This is a genomic window from Lactobacillus gallinarum (assembly GCF_002160635.1).
GTDB lineage: Bacteria > Bacillota > Bacilli > Lactobacillales > Lactobacillaceae > Lactobacillus > Lactobacillus gallinarum.
In genome coordinates, this window is the sequence record NZ_NFKZ01000010.1 from 14,141 (window position 1) to 31,215 (window position 17,075).

The 17,075-nt window shown below is 37.8% G+C and carries 15 protein-coding genes; 3 read left to right on the forward strand and 12 right to left on the reverse strand.

Features of this window, described 5'->3' with window-relative positions; genetic code table 11:
* Window positions 1–105: 105 nt before the first annotated feature.
* From B5E95_RS05185 to pnuC, 10 genes are all read right to left on the reverse strand, one after another.
* On the reverse strand, window positions 106–1,410 hold the full coding sequence (locus tag B5E95_RS05185) for an extracellular solute-binding protein (RefSeq protein WP_087235742.1): 1,305 nt from the start codon (window positions 1,408–1,410) through the stop codon (window positions 106–108).
* 53 nt (window positions 1,411–1,463) lie between these two features.
* Window positions 1,464–2,759, reverse strand: coding sequence for an MBL fold metallo-hydrolase (locus B5E95_RS05190; RefSeq protein ID WP_087235743.1), 1,296 nt, complete (start codon window positions 2,757–2,759; stop codon window positions 1,464–1,466).
* Window positions 2,743–3,567, reverse strand: coding sequence for a carbohydrate ABC transporter permease (locus tag B5E95_RS05195; RefSeq protein WP_013438528.1), 825 nt, complete (start codon window positions 3,565–3,567; stop codon window positions 2,743–2,745). The genes B5E95_RS05190 and B5E95_RS05195 overlap by 17 nt, the downstream gene beginning before the upstream one ends.
* 3 nt (window positions 3,568–3,570) lie before the next feature.
* Window positions 3,571–4,437 carry a carbohydrate ABC transporter permease gene (locus tag B5E95_RS05200; protein WP_025006297.1) on the reverse strand — a complete coding sequence of 289 codons (867 nt, stop codon included), beginning with the start codon at window positions 4,435–4,437 and terminating at the stop codon, window positions 3,571–3,573.
* Window positions 4,437–5,522, reverse strand: coding sequence for an ABC transporter ATP-binding protein (locus tag B5E95_RS05205; protein ID WP_087235744.1), 1,086 nt, complete (start codon window positions 5,520–5,522; stop codon window positions 4,437–4,439). Before B5E95_RS05205 ends, B5E95_RS05200 begins: the two co-directional genes overlap by 1 nt.
* A gap of 252 nt (window positions 5,523–5,774) precedes the next feature.
* The gene (locus tag B5E95_RS05210) at window positions 5,775–7,202 is read right to left on the reverse strand and encodes a C69 family dipeptidase (protein WP_087235745.1); all 1,428 of its coding nucleotides are present in this window, start codon (window positions 7,200–7,202) and stop codon (window positions 5,775–5,777) included.
* Between the two features lie 37 nt (window positions 7,203–7,239).
* A complete protein-coding gene (locus tag B5E95_RS05215) occupies window positions 7,240–8,097 on the reverse strand; it encodes a DNA/RNA non-specific endonuclease (protein WP_087235746.1) in 858 nt (285 codons plus the stop codon).
* 92 nt (window positions 8,098–8,189) lie between these two features.
* On the reverse strand, window positions 8,190–9,143 hold the full coding sequence (locus B5E95_RS05220; RefSeq protein WP_087235747.1) for an exonuclease domain-containing protein: 954 nt from the start codon (window positions 9,141–9,143) through the stop codon (window positions 8,190–8,192).
* Window positions 9,144–9,151: 8 nt separating this feature from the next.
* The gene (locus tag B5E95_RS05225) at window positions 9,152–9,952 is read right to left on the reverse strand and encodes an SIR2 family NAD-dependent protein deacylase (protein ID WP_087235748.1); all 801 of its coding nucleotides are present in this window, start codon (window positions 9,950–9,952) and stop codon (window positions 9,152–9,154) included.
* 213 nt (window positions 9,953–10,165) lie between these two features.
* Window positions 10,166–10,903, reverse strand: coding sequence for a nicotinamide riboside transporter PnuC (pnuC, locus tag B5E95_RS05230; RefSeq protein WP_087235749.1), 738 nt, complete (start codon window positions 10,901–10,903; stop codon window positions 10,166–10,168).
* A gap of 274 nt (window positions 10,904–11,177) precedes the next feature.
* Here pnuC and B5E95_RS10765 point away from each other — a divergent pair, with 274 nt between their 5' ends.
* Window positions 11,178–13,109 carry a cell surface protein gene (locus B5E95_RS10765; protein WP_143437028.1) on the forward strand — a complete coding sequence of 644 codons (1,932 nt, stop codon included), beginning with the start codon at window positions 11,178–11,180 and terminating at the stop codon, window positions 13,107–13,109.
* A gap of 61 nt (window positions 13,110–13,170) precedes the next feature.
* Complete coding sequence (locus B5E95_RS05240) at window positions 13,171–13,461, forward strand: hypothetical protein (protein ID WP_087235750.1); 291 nt, start codon at window positions 13,171–13,173, stop codon at window positions 13,459–13,461.
* Window positions 13,462–13,522: 61 nt separating this feature from the next.
* Here the strand turns inward: B5E95_RS05240 and B5E95_RS05245 are convergent, their stop codons facing one another.
* Together B5E95_RS05245 and B5E95_RS05250 are read right to left on the reverse strand one after the other, a co-directional pair.
* Entirely contained in the window at window positions 13,523–14,266 is a 744-nt protein-coding gene (locus tag B5E95_RS05245) for a PAS domain-containing protein (RefSeq protein WP_087235751.1), read from the reverse strand.
* Window positions 14,267–14,424: 158 nt separating this feature from the next.
* Window positions 14,425–16,029 (reverse strand): ATP-binding cassette domain-containing protein, encoded by a 1,605-nt coding sequence (locus tag B5E95_RS05250; protein WP_087176376.1) that lies wholly within the window; start codon window positions 16,027–16,029, stop codon window positions 14,425–14,427.
* Window positions 16,030–16,146: 117 nt separating this feature from the next.
* Here B5E95_RS05250 and B5E95_RS05255 point away from each other — a divergent pair, with 117 nt between their 5' ends.
* Entirely contained in the window at window positions 16,147–17,061 is a 915-nt protein-coding gene (locus tag B5E95_RS05255) for a prolyl aminopeptidase (RefSeq protein WP_087235752.1), read from the forward strand.
* Window positions 17,062–17,075: the final 14 nt, after the last annotated feature.

Consider the following 17,075-nt stretch of genomic DNA (forward strand, 5'->3'; position numbering starts at 1 on the left):
ATGTTAACATTTTTTCTAAGCACATAGGAACTGTAAACTTATTATTTCCATCAAAAAAAAGCAGGCCCAGCACGGTCTGCTTTTAACATTAATTGCTATTTAGTTTTATTGCTTCCAAGCAGCATCAAACTTTTGCTTACCAGCGTTAATTTGGCTGTTAACATTTTGACCCTTTTGTGCTGCGGACAAAATGTTTTGCATAATGCTGTTCAATTGTTGGTATGCAGCGTTTGAGTTCTTTGAAACAGGAACACTGTACAAGTGCTTCATTGAGTCTTCAAGTTTAGCAGGAAGCTTGGTGCTCTTGTTGTTCTTGTATTCGCTTGAGGTTACAACGCTTTCGTTAACTGGAATGTAACCAGTAGCATTAGCCCACTTAAGTTGACTTGACTTAGATACCAAGAACTTAATGTACTTAAATGCGGCTGCCTTTTGATCAGCAGTTGCGTGGTTGAACATGTAAATGTCAGTACCTTGTTGCATAGTGTACTTGCCAGGACGTGGAGCAACGTCGTAAGTGAACTTGTTGCCTACACCTTGCTTAACGAAACCTTCACCTGCTGAAGTACCGATGAACATAGCAACCTTTTCGTTAGCAAATGGACCTGAAAGGTAGTGTTCTGAACCAGCTACTCTGAAGTAACCCTTCTTGATACCATCTGCGTAGTAGTTAATAACCTTCTTTGAAGCAGCACCACTGAAGTTAACCTTGTCTGAGAAGTTAACGCCTTCGTTCTTCAAGCCAAGAGTGTAGTAGTTTGAAAGTGAGTCAAAACCAGCACCCACAACCTTGTGGTTACTCTTCTTGTAAATAGTTTCTGACACTTGCTTAAGTTCGTCCATAGTGGTTGGAACTTTCTTAATGCCATACTTCTTGAACATGTCAGCGTTATAAGTCAAAGTTTCGATTGACTTGTTAAACGGAATACCATATTGGGTACCCTTGATCTTAGCACCGTCAAGAAGTTCGGTTCTAATACCGGATGCCTTAGCACTACCCCAACCAACATTCTTGTTGTTGATGTATGGAGTCATGTTTACAAGCATCTTGTTTTGTGCAGCATTCCAAAGCCAGCCTGGATATGCTTGGGTGATAGTTGGCAAGTTGTTTGGTGATTGCAAAGTTGAGTTAATCTTAGCTTGCAAATCATTGTAATCACCTTGGTTTTCCAACTTAACATTAATCTTTGGGTTCTTCTTTTCGAATTCGTTAGTCAATTGCTTCAAAGTAGAACCTTGTACACCAGGCATAGCGTTCCAAAATACAACTGTAGTCTTCTTAGTAATCTTTGATGGAATCTTTTCTGATGAACTTGATGAAGAGTTGCTACCGCCATTTGAACAAGCGGCAGTTCCTACTAAGGCTAAAGCAGCAACGGCAGCCATAGCAAGTTTCTTACTAAACTTCATTTGGATAAATCCTCCTAAAAAATAAAACTAAACAACAATAATCTTTAATTTTACTAAAGCGTGACTGTTTGACCACGCTTAGGTAAAATACGTTCTCCAAATGGATTCTCTTCCAGCTCCGGATGCAATGTGTGCACCGGTACCAAAATAGCTGGCTGAATCCCACCAATTATTTCTTTGAGTTCTTTTTCATCGGCGTGGCCTGAGCAACGCAATGCAATGAACTCAATTTTATTTTTAGCGAATTGCTCTACAAATGGCTTGTAGGCAGGGTCAAAGTCACCCAATGGCTCGGCATTTGAGTGGATGTAAAGGCCGCCCACTTGAAGCTTATCATAATCGCTTACAGCTTGCCACAAGTATTTATGATTATCCGCCAAAAGCTCGTCATAGCTGACTTCAAGCTCTGGATTCAAATCAGAATACTTCTTGTCTTCTGGCAAGTAGTAATATGGATAATCTTCGTTAAGACTGTCCTTAATCAAATGCGCACGCTTAGCATGCAAAACCACCTTACGTGGAGAATCAGAAACAATTCTAAGCAAACGCTCCACGTTAGTTGGGTAAGTGTTAAAGGTGATTTGGCGATCAGGGTGGGCGTTTTGCAAGCGCACGATTTTTTCAGTTAACTCCACTTCGTTCTTAGGACCAGTGAATTCTTCGCTGCTTTCATCGTGCTTTTCTTCTGGCCAAGAAACGCCAGTACCCTCAATGATCAACATATCGCTAGCTTTGGCCGCTTGCATGAAGGCACGAACCCAATCTGGGTGGTAGCCATGCAAACGAATATCACCAGTGTAGGCGATTTGCTTGTCCGGTGTCTTAACTAGTAAGCCAGTTGCACCGTAAGCATCGTGGTCACTAGGATATATTTCCAAGGTAATATCTCCCACCTTGATCGGCTTCTTATACTCAGCCGCAATGATTGGACGAGTGTAGTTCTTCTCGTGTCCAGCGGCTGGTAAAAGAAAGTCGCCATTTTCATTCAAAGCAGGAAGTAAATGAGCAGTAATTGGACCTGCATAAAGTGAAATTTCAGGTGCAAGCAAGTTTAGGGCCTTGCTGTGGTCCAAGTGTAAGTGTGAAATGTAAGCTGCAGAGTGTTCCCAGCGTTCAGTATCGATTGGCTTGCCCGTAATTTTTGGATCGTAAAAATTAGGCACATCCCCAATCAACTGATTTTTAATCAAAGTTTGGTAACTTTCATCTGGCAGCTTTAACTCAGGACGATATACTTCGCCTAAGTCAAACAGAACGTGTGACTTGTTATAAGCCACTTCGATCATTGGTCCACCAATTGTGGTTAAACCGTTATAAAAGGTAACGGTTGTTTTATCCTTTAAGGTCATTACGTACTACTCCTCGAATAATTTGCTTTCTAAAGATGAAGTATAAGATCAAGATTGGCAAAACGGTTAATGTAGCAGCTGCTAATTGCAATTGCGTTTCGCTACCTGCATCTGAGGCAAATGAAGTTAAACCGTTGTTCAACAGTCTCATGCTGTCTTCATTGGTTACCAATAATGGCCATAGGAATGAATTCCAACCTGAAATGAAGCTCAAAAGCGCTACAGTGAACAAACCACCTTTAGACATTGGTACCAAAATCCTCCAGATGTATTCCCAGTCGCTAGCCCCGTCAATCATCGCAGCCTTGTAGATGGTTTGTGAGATTGAGCCGAAGTAGCTTTGTAAGTAGTACATGTAGAAAATTGAAGTCAAGAATGGTAATACCAAACCGATGTAGGTGTTAAGTAAGCCCATTCTGGCAATGGTGTTGTAGTTAGTGAAGATGATTGCTTCACCTGGCACCATCAAGAGTGACAAAAGAACGACTTGTACAACGCCCTTACCCTTGAACTTCAAGTTAACCATGGCAAAAGCACCAAGAAGTGCGTTAAACAAACTTACGATAGTCGTTACACTAGCCGTAATAAAGGTGTTTAAAAAGTAACGAGCAAATGGTGCTTGGGCAAAGACCTTAGCATAGTTTGACCATTCAAAGTGCTTAGGAATTAATGTTGGCGGAATCGTTGTTGTTTCTCTAAAACTCATTAGTCCGCCCAAAATCATGTAAACAAATGGAAAGACAGTAATAATCGCAAAGATTGCTAAAACGATGTAAGCAACTAAAGCACCCCAACGAATCTTCTTCATTTTTTACCGTCCCCCAATCTTTTTCATCATCTTACGTTGCAAGAAGGTTACGAACATAATGATGAGGAATAAAATTACCGTTGCGGCCATCGCTACACCTGGCGTACCTACAATTTGGAATTTGTTATAAATGTAGAACACTGCCGTTGTAGCTGAGTTTCCGACACCTGCTTGTCCGTTGAACAATGCATATACGGAAGTATAAATCTTGAATGCCGCAATAATGTTCATCGTCAATAAGAAGGCGATCGTTGGTACAAGTTGTGGCATAGTAATACGCCAGAACCTTTCGGTACCGGTTGCGCCGTACATATCGGCAATAGTGTAGTAGTTTGGATCAATGTTACGAAGAGCACCCATCAAGATAACGATGTTAAAGGCAAGTGATGTCCAAACACCAAAGATAATGATGGTTGTCAGTGACATTGATGGATCATCAATCCAGTTAGGAGCTGGCAAATGAAGTGCTCTTAATAGGAAGTTAAGCATCCCGTATTCACCATTAAAGATGTAACGGAACACGATACCAATCGCAATGGTTGAAGTAACGTAAGGCATAAAGAAAGTCGTTTCAAAGAATGACTTGTGCTTTACCTTACTGAAAATAAACCATGCGAGCATGATTGAAATAGCTAATGCTACAGGCACCGAAATTAGCGCATAAAGAATGGTGTTTCTAATTGCGCGCCAAAATTCGGGATCACTAAAGATGTATTGATAGTTGCTAAAGCCAGTCCAGTTCAAATTGATTAATGGACCGCTTTGGAAACTCATTACAAATGCCCGTAAAATTGGGTAAATACTAAAGAAAGTAACAAAAATGATTGTTGGCGCTAAAAAAAGCCAAGCCTTCTTTTGATTGCTCCTCATTAGTAGACACGCTCTCCTTCCTTAGTAAAGAGGAATACGCGATCAAGGCGCATCTTTAAGTTAACGTTGTCTCCCCTCTTAATTTGGGTTTCAAGGTCAACAAGTGAACGAGCTTGAACGCCATCATGAGTAAATTTCAAAATACGTTCACGGCCGATCAATTCAACGTCGTCTATCTTAGCTGAAACATGACCAGTTTTGGCTGGCAAAATATTTTCAGGGCGAACAGATAATGTGTATTCGCCATCAGTCAAGTCACGCTTGAAGCGACTTTTATCTAAATCATCTACATTAATTTCAAAGTCTGAGCCGGTAATCTTGCCGTCTTTTACATTAACCTTGAAGTTATCGATTACTGGGTTACCAACGAAGTTAGCAACGAAGTAGTTATTTGGTTCAAGGTAGAAGTTTTGACCCATATCGTCTTGTTGGATCACACCATTGTTGAAGAGGATGATTTTATCACCAATGGATAGGGCTTCTTCTTGGTCGTGGGTAACAAATAAAGTAGTGATGCCCACTTTCTTAACCAAGTTACGGATTTCTTCACGAATCTTCAAACGAAGACGTGCATCAAGGTTACTCAATGGTTCGTCCATGAGCAAAATCTTAGGTTGTTGTACCAAAGCACGTGCAATAGCAACACGCTGTTGTTGGCCACCGGATAAGTTACCTGGCTTTTGATCAGCTAATTCCATAATTTGGGTAGTCTTCATGTACTTTTCCGCAATTTCCTTAGCCTTATCCTTAGGCATCTTTTGTTTACCTACAGTTAAAGGAAACATTACGTTTTGCAGTACTGTCATGTGTGGATATAAAGCGTAGTTCTGGAAAACATAACCGATTTGTCGATCTTTTGGAGCTACGTTAACAACAGACTTTCCATCAAAAAGGATATCTCCACTAGTAGGATTAAGTAATCCTGCAAGCATGTTCAAAATGGTTGTCTTACCACAACCAGATGGTCCAAGTAAACAAACAAGGTCGCCTTTCTTAACTGAGAAGCTAACGTCCTTGATTGCTTCGTGACCATTGTCGTAAACCTTTTTAAGGTTCTTTACTTCAACAAATTTATCATCATTCATAAGTTTCACACACCACTATATATTGATTTAAGTTTATAAATTTCTCTATTAATTCTAAGCTAAAAGGGCAAAAAGCACAAATGATTCAGTTAAAAAATTCGTGGTTTCTCAGTGTTGATGAAATAAATTTCTCTCAGTATTCGGATTTTGTTCGTATTCAAGCCTTCGCGTTATAATATTTTATTTTTTGTTCGCGTTTTCTAAATGTTGTGGTACGCACCAAAAAAGGTCATGGTTGAACATGACCTTTTTTTATAAATTATCTCCGCGTTCGAATTGATATTTAGAGCTGTTTAATGCTTGTCTTACCAAATCACTCATTAACTTCTTAGTCTTCTTGGTAATCACACCAGCAGTCTCATCATTGGCATTAGTCAAGTACTTGATCAATTCTGTATCTTCAAGATCTTTAGCTTTTTCATCAATAGCGTCAACACGGCTAATAGCATAACTTTGGCAATCGTCACGGTAAGCATTTACTTCATAAATGTATTGGTGGTAACGTGGTTCAACGATTACTTGCAAAGTCTTGTAAAGCCAGTAAGCACTGCTGTCTGGATCAACCATGTGATCAGCAACCTTGTAGTTAAGTGGCGTATCTTCGATGTTGGTGTAGAAAGGAACGTATGGTGAGTATGCGTAAAAGCCCATGTTGATCCATTGAATAGCGGCCATCTTAGCTGGAACATCGTTTCTGATTTGCAAAATGCTTGATTCTTGGTTTCTATCTAAGGCAATAGAACGGAACATCTTTTGTTCTTTTTCTGTGCCAGATGAGAAGGTATCCATTGGATCATATGGGGTGCCGTTGTAGTGACTAGTCAAAAATCTTTGTACATCTTCAACGCCAATCTTCTTTTCAGGTACACGAGTAAATGGCATTTCTTGGCTAGTTGGATCTTGTTCAATGCTTGGATTAAACAACTTTTGACCATACCAGGTTCTTGGGGTGTTGTAGAAAGCATCAGCTTCATCCTTAGTGCCAAAAATATCTCTAAATGAGAAACTGCCATCAGTACTATTATTCAAATGATTCTTCTCAACGAATTCTTGAATACCTTCTGAATACATAAAGTTGTCTGGATCATCAAAATCAACGTGTTGAATCACCATAATGTTAGGACAAATTGCGTAAGAATCATCTGGCACACGAGCAGCTACCCATTGGTGACCTGCACCAGTTTCAAGGTACCAAACTTCTTTATTATCTGAAAAAGCAATTCCGTTAGTTTCACCAGTACCATATTTTTCAATTAAACGGCCTAAGCGTAATACCCCTTCACGCGCAGTCTTAACAAATGGCAAGGTGATATAAACCATTGAATCTTCATTAATACCATCTTCAACGAGTGGGTCATGGCCTAAGCAACGTGCATTAGTTGCTTCAGTTTCGGTAGCTGACATGGCAACGTTATATTCGTTAATACCTTGTTCATCCCAACGACCTTCTGAACCGTCTGCAGTTGGAGCAGCAGTCCACTTGCAGCCATCACCTTCAAGATGCATCTTAAAGCCGTTGTATTTTGAAACGTAGTCTTCATCATAGTGGCGTGCTTTGTTGACAACAAAAAGCTTTTCATTGATGCCGCCGTAACCATCTTCGTCACGAGCAATCATAGTTGAGCCATCAATTGAAGCATCTTTACCAACAAGCATCGCGGTACAGTTATCTTTTTTCATGCATGTACTTCCTTTTTTAATCTATATTCAAATTTTGCTATTCATTAACCTGAATTTGTTGATTAACTTTAGCCCTGCCATTATTATAGTTGAATTCATAGCCAGGTTGCACGTTATAAAGATAAACATTGAAATTTAATGAGCCATCAGTAGAAACAGCTTGTAGATTTACCCCTCGTGCCATTAGTTCATTGCCCCTAAAAATTGCGGTTGCCTGGTAAATTACCCGCTTATTTTGACGTAATGCTTTACGCACCTTTGCTTCAAAAATTGTCTGAATTTTTTGATTAGAAAAAGCAGACTGAGTAAACAAATTCTTAGGGTTATTCTGATCACCTGACTGATTACGCGGACTGTAATTACCATCTTGATCAATACCAGCTGAAACAGAATAAGCAATTAAGTGGCCGCGATTATAAATTTGTGTGCCATTTCTACGATTATAGTGCCAGCCAGTGGGCTCTACAAATTGCCGTACTCTCAAACTATCATTAGCCACATTGCGCTTTTCTAAAAATGCAGTGTTAGGACGAGAGGTCCGGTTAAGTGAATCAAGATTAGAATAAATTACACGATTAACCTTCCATGAATTTTTCACTAAAGTTGAGCGGTTGTGATTCACTACAGTAAAAGCTTTATCTCCGCTCTTAAAATTCAAATTAGCTAACTTTTTATAATCAACATCAGACAATCCGCCATAAGCCTTATTCGCTTTAGAAGCATCCCCAATCGTATTGGTTACATGCTGTTCATCATGATTGCCGGTAAAATCTTTCAAAAATTGACTACCACTTGGATCGCCGCCAGCTTTAGTAAAAAGTCCCCATGCGATTGCTATCAGAACAATAACTGATGACAGAACTGTCCCCTGTTTTTTACGTTTTCTTCTTGCCATAAAAATCCTCCATTTATTAAGAAATAATACTAATTCAAACATCAGTTTGCAATAGAACAAAAGAAAAAAGCCATCTTTTTTCAAGATAGCTTTTAACTACGAGCCCAATCATCAAGCATTGATAAAAAGAAACTCTCTGATAAACGCTTAATCTTAGCTCCATCTTTAATCAATAAACGCGCTCTATTCAAGTCATCATTATCTTTTCTAAAGAAATCATGATCACCCATAATCAAATAATTCGTAGTATTTTCTACATTTTGATCAAGTTGACCACCCATATTGTTAATCATTTTTTCCGCATCGTGCTGATACATGTGTAAATTACCAGATAAAACAATATTTTTATCTTGAACAGGATTACGGAACCCAAGTTGGTAACAATCAACTTCATCCCCAGTTAAATCGACATTCTTAATTTTGCCAATTGCCTGCTCTAATAAATCCTCCGTAAAATGCTGATTAAAGTCGTTATACACCTTAATTGTATCAAGAGAATCTGCCAAGCCGTGGTGCTGTTCTACTTGAGCAATTCCCGCACGCTGCATGCAGTCAATCAAACGATTATGCTGGCGCGGATAATATACTCTTGCTAGGCGAAGCACATCGACATAATCATTATTTAAAACTGGCAAGTTGTACTTTTGACTAAGATCATATAAGAAGTTCAAGTCAAAGTTAACATTATAACCAATAATGATGTCATCACTGATAAACTCACGAAATTCCTTAATTGCCTGTTCTGCAGGAATTCCCTCATTAACTAACTGTTCTTCAGTAATTCCGTTTAATTTAGTAATAAAAGCAGGAACTTTATTATTTTTAGGGAATTTTACTAAATTAGTGTATTGATCAACAATTTGACCATTTCTCACTTTTACCCCACCAAGTTCGGTAATCCGATCACGGAAAGGACTAAGACCAGTTGTTTCAATATCAAGCATTGTGTAATTAGACAAAAAGTCTGGTTTTTCTTGTCCCTTTTGCCGGAGTTTATCTTGTGCACCATCTACATGCAAAACCCCGTTTTTTACGTAAATACTCATCGTTCACCCTATTTAGTTAAATTCATCAACATATCACGCGAGCTAGTTGCAAAGCCTGCTGATCTCTTCTTCAAATCATCTAGCATGTCTTCATCAGCCAAATCAGCTGCTACATACTTCCAATTTGGAAATTGTTCTACCAATTTAACCATTGGATCAAGAAGCTGTGGACTAGTCTCATCGACGCCAAGCTCTAAAACTACAACTTTCTTGTCTTCATTACCAGTTAAAAACCAACGAAAACGAGTATTAGCATCTGTATCAGGGAAGAAGTTAGCATTAAGCGGCATGTGCAACTCCATTGGACTGTTGCAATCTTCACATTTTGGCACTTCACCTTCACCCACTAAAAATTTTTTGACTACTTCACGATCATCTTTTTGTCCATGGTTAATACCACTAGAACATTGCATTCTGGTCCAATCGCCAAAGACATTGAAAATGTGATTCTCATTAAAACCAGCATTTTCAAAAAAGTGAGCAAAAGTACTAGTTGCAATAAAGTATTCCTTATCTTGCAAAAGTTTCTTTAAAGCTTGCATCGTTTCACCAGGTTCGTATTGAAGAGAATATTCATTCACCAATTCACTCCAAAAACTCCATTGTTCACTCCAAGATTCGAATTTCTTATCAAGGGCATCCCCAATTGTATGCACATCGTATTTGTCGGCAATTTTGCCAAACTGGTCATCGAAGTTTTCTTCACTTAAGATGTCCAATCCTTCTTCTTTAGCCATGCCATTACCTGCAGTAACGATCACTGCATCCGCATCTTTAATCCATTCTTTTACCTTAGTAAAATCTGCCATCTTTATCTCTTTTCTTATTTAGAATAACCGGTCAAACGTAATTGTCCATCGATGTATTCACCTAAGAACACATCATTGATTCCATTATAACCTGCAGCTTGTACTTCTTGCTCAAGCCATGCTTTTCATCCTGATTTTCTTATTCTTCAACTTTTTTGTTTAATTCTACCATAATAAAAAAGCAGCGTTTTTTGCGCTGCTTTTTAAATCTTATTATTTGGAAATTTCTTTAAGCCCAGCATGACGACGTCCCATGTTAAACCAAGGTGAAACGGTAAATGCCAAAACATCATTAATGACATAAATCAATGAGTTGATAGCCATAGCCAAGTTGGCATCACCTTGTGCGTAAGTGATTCCCCAAAGAACAAGTTGAAAGATACCACTTGCAGTCCACCAGAAGTATTGGTTGTTGTAACGCATGAAGCACATGATACCGGCAGTAAGTGAAATAGCAAAACTGATAGCATCAACCCAAGGACGTGGATCATTAGTGAACTTACCAATTAAGAAGCCTGATACTAAGTAAACAGCCAATGTACCAACGATAGCGATGATCCATTCTTTTGAGCCAAATTTTCTCAAATGGTTCTTAGTATCATTATTCCATGACTTTACTGACAAAATAACTGGTAAGTCCAAAGTTGCAATATAAGCAATTTGTTCAAAGATGGAAAGATAATTCTTAGCTGACCAACCTGCATAAATAAAGCAAGCTGCTGATACTAATCCTAACCATCCATTAATTGCCTTAGTAGCATTAATTGCCAATACACAAAGCGTACCTAATAAAGTACCAATAAAAGTAATTAAAGTTACGCTGGTAACCTTAGCTTGAATAAGTAATGCTAATTGAAAACCAAAAGCAAAAAACCATAAACAATAATTTTGTATTGGCCATCCCTTTAATTGATTAAATAGCCAAACGAAATAATTCTCGTGTCTTTCCATATAAACAAACTACTCCCTTTTTATTTTAGGTTCACAATACTATATATTGTGCCTTATCCGCTTTTTTTATTAAAAGCATCGTTATCTAGTATAGTGGACTCAAAATTAAATACAAGGATTGACATTTTTTTGATTTGCGTTAGTACCATAATTTTTTATTTGTTAAGTTTTTTTAAAGCGCTTTTATTTTTATTTTCATAAGTGACACTATGTCATATAATGCATACAAAAAAGAAAAAGAATATATTAATTATGTGCTACGGAGATACTAAAAATGTTCAAGACAAAGAAAACGCAATTTGCTATTCGCAAATTGGCTAAGGGTGCTGTTGCAGTGTTATTAAGTTTCGGCATACTAGCTGGTCCTAGTGCGCCAATTGTCTCAGCAGCCTCTGAAGCAATTCAAAATGAAATGACTGATGATACAACTTCAAATGAAGTAACAAGTGATACAACTTCAAATGAAGTAACAAGTGATACAACTTCAAATGAAGTAACAAGTGATACAACTTCAGTAGTAGAAGAAAATGTTCCTGTAGAAAATAATACAGCAAACACTTTAACTACTGATAATACTGAAGTTTCAGCTAATTACTCTGAAAATACTGAGCAACCAATTCAAACAGAAGAAGCTGAAAGTACTACTCCAGTTGAAGATATAAATTCAAAATCTGAAGAAAATGTATCTCAAAATAATAATATTAATACTTCTAAAGAAGGTACAAATAAAAAAGATAAACCAAATATCAATGAAATGACCAAGGAAGAATTGGCAAATCATATTAAAGATTTGGCAGATAAACATCCTTTAGGTATCGCTGGTATCTTCCATATTTTCGGTAATGAAGTGACCCAAAATGGTCATATTGCAGGTAATATTGCTGCAGATAAACTTTCTGGTACAAATTTTGGTACCAATTCAAATGCAACCAATAATTTAACCAACGGTGATATCCACTATGTTGGCAATCTCAATGGACTTAACAAAATCGATGGTGACAACAAAGTAGTCATCTTTGGACCAGACATTGAATACCGTTCATTTGAGAATGATGGAGCAATTGAAGTTAACTATGGAACTGCAGAAAAACCTGACTGGAGAAAAGTAGATATTTCTTATAACCACATTGTTCAAGCCGATCAAAAAATTGATATTCAAGGCGAACTAGATAAATTAAGTCAAAAGTCAGATAACTGGGCTAGTCAAGCACAGACCGAAGGAGTTAAAGCCGATTTTAATGATCTCAACAATAGTTGGATCGATGTTTCTGAGGCTATAAAGAATGCTGGCGACAGTAAGGAACCTATTTATGTAACAATTGATGCCGCACACCTTTCAGGCGACAAACGTAATATTACGATCAAAGGTATTCCTGCTGGTGCTGAAGCTCCAATGATTATTTTAAATGTAATTAATATTCAAGGTGGAGATTTAACAGTTCAAACTCACCTTGTACTGGAATATGCTGATGGTAATAATATTGGCGGTTCTTCTGAAACTCCAAATCAATTTAATAAATTGCTCTGGAACTTCGGTACAGATGTTAATAAATTACATTTTGCTGGAGACTACCATTTGGGAAGTATTCTAGCAACCAACGCTCATATTACAAATGCTGTTAACATTGACGGTAATATTATTGGTAACAAAGTTACTGTTAGTGGTGAAACAGACCGTTGGGACTTAACACCACCATTCGTAGAATTTGAAGAACCTGAAAAGCCTAAGCCGGAGCCTAAACCTGAACCTGAACCAGAGCCGGCGCCTGAAAATCCAACTCCAGATACTCCTGCTCCACAACCTAAACCAGAGGAAACTCCTGACAATACAGAAGATTTTACTCCTCCATTAACTGTAGATGTATCGGATCTAGATGGTACAGATGAAAATGAAACACCAGCTGGAGAAGAATCAACAGAAGAAGCTATTGCTCCACTTCCTGAAAATGTAATCGAAAAAAATCAAAAAGAAGTAACTTCTTCCAAGTTTATGGTAACTCCTACTGCTGTAAACGAGAAATCTAGTGAAACAACAACTAAACCGAAAGCAGAAGTAGAAAATGAAAATGTAACTGAAACCTCAAAAGAAGTTGGACTTCCAGAAACTGGTGAAGATAAGACTAACCTCATTACTACAGGCATTGTTTTAGCAAGTATTGCTGCAACAATCACGGCATTAGGCTCATTCATCAACAAGAAAAATTAACTAAAAATTACTGTTACTATAGATTTAAATGTAACCGCATTAATAAAGTGGAGGCTTTAATATGCTAAAAAGCGAACAAAATTCTTCTATTACTAAAAATATTAATTCAGCTAACTGTTTAGAGATTAATTATTACGATCCCTATGGTAATAAAGTTGGTGCATATTATTCTGCACCAGCTAATGCTGCAATATTTATTAGCAACAAAAGATTAAAAGAAATTATCGATTCAAATATTCCTGAAAATCATCAAATAGTTCCTTACTTTGCATATCCACAGCACGACATCACTAGCGATAACACTACTGAAGAAATAATGATTGCAGTAAAAGAAATCAATCCTATTAATTAACAAAAAACTCATCAATGATTCTAAAATTGAGTCAATTGATGAGTTTTTCTATTGATAAATATTAATGTTGTGAAGCACCTGTTGTAGTATCTGGTTCTTCTGTTTTTTTAGTTTTTTCTACCTTTTCAGCCTTAGTAGAAGCACCACTGACTGCATCTGGATCAGAATTTCTACGATAAGTTGCACCAGTTGTTGCGTCATCATCAACTACCAATTTTTGACCAGTAGTTTCACAGAAGTACTTAACTAATGGATACAAATCTTGTACCCATTCATAAATACCAGCATAGTTGCCGTTATCATCTTCCACACGCTTATAGTAGTGCAAAACCAACTGCTTTAAGTTACCGGTTGGCACGGGCATATAAACATCATCGTGACCATCTTGCTTTTCACGCAATGCATGAACAACCTTCTTAGCATTAGGAATAACGTCACGTACATCTGGGTGAACTGCACCCATGTTATCCCCAACTTGATCAGGAGTACGCTTAGCTTTCATCTTTGCATTTGGATTGACTGGACGGTTGTACCACAAGAATTGATTATTATCGTCAACAAAGGTCATTTCACCAATCGTATTACGAAGCATCCAATTCAATTGATTTACTGTCAAAAGACCTGAATCAAGCTTAACATAGTCATCACCTTCTGCAGCGTGAACCTTCTTAGCAGCCTTGTCTAACCAGTCAGGATCATTTTTATCGATACCTTCAACTGTATACCTAGACTTTCCTTTTGCTTCAAAGTCTTCTCTTAAATATTCATCAGAATTCATATTGTGTAACCATTTGGGCTCAGCCATAATTTCATCCCCCTAAAAGAATTATCATTGTTACTTTGATTATATAGTGGAAGTGGTTACATTTCAATAAAAGATATCATTTATAGGAATATTCTTTGTGTGAATATCATATATTAAATTATATAAATATTTACATAAAAATAAGGGATTAACACCCCTTACATCTTAGTTTCAACTGTATGCTTATCCAAATGAATAATTACATCAAACATAGCCTTTTCTTCTGGTGATATCTTGTGAGCCACCTCAAGTACAGCTACCTTAGGATTTTTAAGCAAGGTCTTGTGAATATCAAGTGACAGCTTAGGATCAAGCGCACTCGTTGCTTCATCAGCCAGTAAGATTGGTCTGCCAGAAAGCAGCGCACGTGCAATTTCTACTCTTTGAATTTGACCACCTGAAAGTTCACTACCGTTTTCACCGACTTGTTTGTCTAAGCCTTGTTCTTTCACCAGTTCATCAAGTCCTGCTTCATTAATTACTTGCTTCAATTGCTCATCACTAACTTGTCTTCCCAATGTGATGTTAAAGCGAAGTGTATCATCAAACATAAACGGCTTTTGATTGACATAAGAATAATAGTTATGGGCTGCATCCCAATTACCCGTTACGTTCTTATTATTAAGCAAAATCTTACCACCTTGCGGCTTCTTTAATCCAAGAAGCAATCGCAACAAGGTCGTTTTGCCCCAACCACTTGGGGCCATGAGCAAGACCTTTTCGCCAGGCTTAATCTGCAAGCTTACACCGTCAAAAATACGCTTATGATCGCTATTAGTAACATAAGATAAATCCGCAACTTCCATGCCTTCAAAATGACTGATCTTTTGCTTATCATCTTTCATCACGTGCTGCAAAGCCGTTTGCGTCTTTTCCCACATCGGCACTGTTGATTTAACCTGATTAAATTCATTAAACAGCGTTACGACTGGCGTGATAAAGTTCATCGCCAAGTCGACCATCATAACCAAGGTACCAACCTTTAAGTTGCCTTGCATCATCAATATTCCACCAACAGTACATGGAATAATAAAACAAAAAAGTTCCGCAGCTGAATAAATCAACTCCAGTGCCCATGCCTGCGTCAAAGTCATATTTCTTAACGCATTTTCCATTTGTTGGGCAGCGTTTGCGGCACGCGTTACAATATTTGTTCGCACGTTATAAAGCTTAGTAGCTTGCGCACCATTCAATGAATCAGATACGTGCTGTGTATAATTGGCATTAGTTTTAGCCCAGATCTTGGATTTTTTAGTAATAATTGGACTGGTAATCATTTGCACTAACGCTGGTGCAATTGTCGCTACTAAAAATACTAAAGTCATTTGCCAAGAACTATAAAATGCAAAACTAATCGCACCAAAAAATGATAGTCCTTGAAAAATCATATCTAATTGAGCAGTAACACGATTAGTTTCAATTTGCTTCAAATCGTTGGTCATCAGTGACAAGCCACTCTTAATATCTGGATCCCCCTGATCAACCAGATAGCGCAGGTTAGCTCTCTTCAAAGTCATGTTGACATCACGAATGATTCCCATTTTAACTGTTTCATAAACAAAGTTGCTGGCCATGAAGCACATTTGTCCTAGAGCAGTCAATAAAGCCAGTCTAATCAAATGCATGTAATCATGTGAACCAGATGAAGCCACATTCAACATGATTTGGATCATGTAAGCTACAAAGACAATATTGCAGGCTTTAATTGCAGCCAAAATGGTAAAACTAATTAGTTGGCTTTTCTTAGCGTATTTAAGACTCATAAACTCTCCTTTTTTATATACTTGAACCATTATACCCGCATACTTGTCTTTTTCTCAATCTGATACGATAATTAATGTAATACATTCTATTTTTAATAAAGACTGAAAGGAAATTCTATGAAAACTGGTACTAAAATTATTACTTTAGACAACGGTTATCACTTATGGACCAACACTCAAGGTGAAGGTGATATTCATTTATTAGCTCTTCACGGCGGTCCTGGCGGCAACCACGAATACTGGGAAGACACTGCTGAACAATTGAAGAAGCAAGGTCTTAACGTTCAAGTTACCATGTACGATCAATTGGGTTCTCTTTATTCAGATCAACCTGATTATTCTGATCCTGAAATCGCTAAAAAATATTTGACTTACGAATACTTCTTAGACGAAGTTGACGAAGTCCGTGAAAAGCTTGGCCTCGATAACTTTTATTTAATTGGTCAAAGCTGGGGTGGACTTCTTGTTCAAGAATACGCAGTTAAATATGGTCAACATTTAAAGGGTGCCATCATTTCATCCATGGTTGACGAAATCGATGAATACGTTGCTTCAGTTAATAGAAGAAGACAAGAAATTCTTCCACAGACTGAAATCGACTTTATGCATGAATGCGAAAAGAACAATGACTACGACAACCAACGTTACCAAGATGATGTCCAAATCTTGAACATTAACTTCGTTGACCGTAAGCAACCTTCTAAGCTTTACCACTTGAAGGATATCGGCGGTAGTGCTGTTTACCACGCATTCCAAGGTGATAACGAATTTGTCATCACTGGTAAGTTGAAGGACTGGCACTTCAGAGATCAATTGAAGAACATCAAGGTTCCTACTTTGCTTACCTTTGGTGAAAATGAAACTATGCCGATTTCTACTGCTAAGATTATGCAAAAGGAAATTCCTAACTCACGCTTGGTTACTACTCCAGATGGTGGTCACCACCACATGGTTGATAACCCAGACGTATACTACAAGCACTTAGCTGACTTCATTCGTGAAGTTGAAAACGGCACTTTTAAAGGTGAATAAAGATTGAAAAGAAG

What these genes read in the sequence shown, in the direction of transcription:
- B5E95_RS05185 (WP_087235742.1), bottom strand. Translation starts at nt 1,410, where the DNA reads ATGAAGTTTAGTAAGAAACTTGCTATGGCTGCCGTTGCTGCTTTAGCC.
- B5E95_RS05190 (WP_087235743.1), bottom strand. Translation starts at nt 2,759, where the DNA reads ATGACCTTAAAGGATAAAACAACCGTTACCTTTTATAACGGTTTAACC.
- B5E95_RS05195 (WP_013438528.1), bottom strand. Translation starts at nt 3,567, where the DNA reads ATGAAGAAGATTCGTTGGGGTGCTTTAGTTGCTTACATCGTTTTAGCA.
- B5E95_RS05200 (WP_025006297.1), bottom strand. Translation starts at nt 4,437, where the DNA reads ATGAGGAGCAATCAAAAGAAGGCTTGGCTTTTTTTAGCGCCAACAATC.
- B5E95_RS05205 (WP_087235744.1), bottom strand. Translation starts at nt 5,522, where the DNA reads ATGAATGATGATAAATTTGTTGAAGTAAAGAACCTTAAAAAGGTTTAC.
- B5E95_RS05210 (WP_087235745.1), bottom strand. Translation starts at nt 7,202, where the DNA reads ATGAAAAAAGATAACTGTACCGCGATGCTTGTTGGTAAAGATGCTTCA.
- B5E95_RS05215 (WP_087235746.1), bottom strand. Translation starts at nt 8,097, where the DNA reads ATGGCAAGAAGAAAACGTAAAAAACAGGGGACAGTTCTGTCATCAGTT.
- B5E95_RS05220 (WP_087235747.1), bottom strand. Translation starts at nt 9,143, where the DNA reads ATGAGTATTTACGTAAAAAACGGGGTTTTGCATGTAGATGGTGCACAA.
- B5E95_RS05225 (WP_087235748.1), bottom strand. Translation starts at nt 9,952, where the DNA reads ATGGCAGATTTTACTAAGGTAAAAGAATGGATTAAAGATGCGGATGCA.
- pnuC (WP_087235749.1), bottom strand. Translation starts at nt 10,903, where the DNA reads ATGGAAAGACACGAGAATTATTTCGTTTGGCTATTTAATCAATTAAAG.
- B5E95_RS10765 (WP_143437028.1), top strand. Translation starts at nt 11,178, where the DNA reads ATGTTCAAGACAAAGAAAACGCAATTTGCTATTCGCAAATTGGCTAAG.
- B5E95_RS05240 (WP_087235750.1), top strand. Translation starts at nt 13,171, where the DNA reads ATGCTAAAAAGCGAACAAAATTCTTCTATTACTAAAAATATTAATTCA.
- B5E95_RS05245 (WP_087235751.1), bottom strand. Translation starts at nt 14,266, where the DNA reads ATGGCTGAGCCCAAATGGTTACACAATATGAATTCTGATGAATATTTA.
- B5E95_RS05250 (WP_087176376.1), bottom strand. Translation starts at nt 16,029, where the DNA reads ATGAGTCTTAAATACGCTAAGAAAAGCCAACTAATTAGTTTTACCATT.
- B5E95_RS05255 (WP_087235752.1), top strand. Translation starts at nt 16,147, where the DNA reads ATGAAAACTGGTACTAAAATTATTACTTTAGACAACGGTTATCACTTA.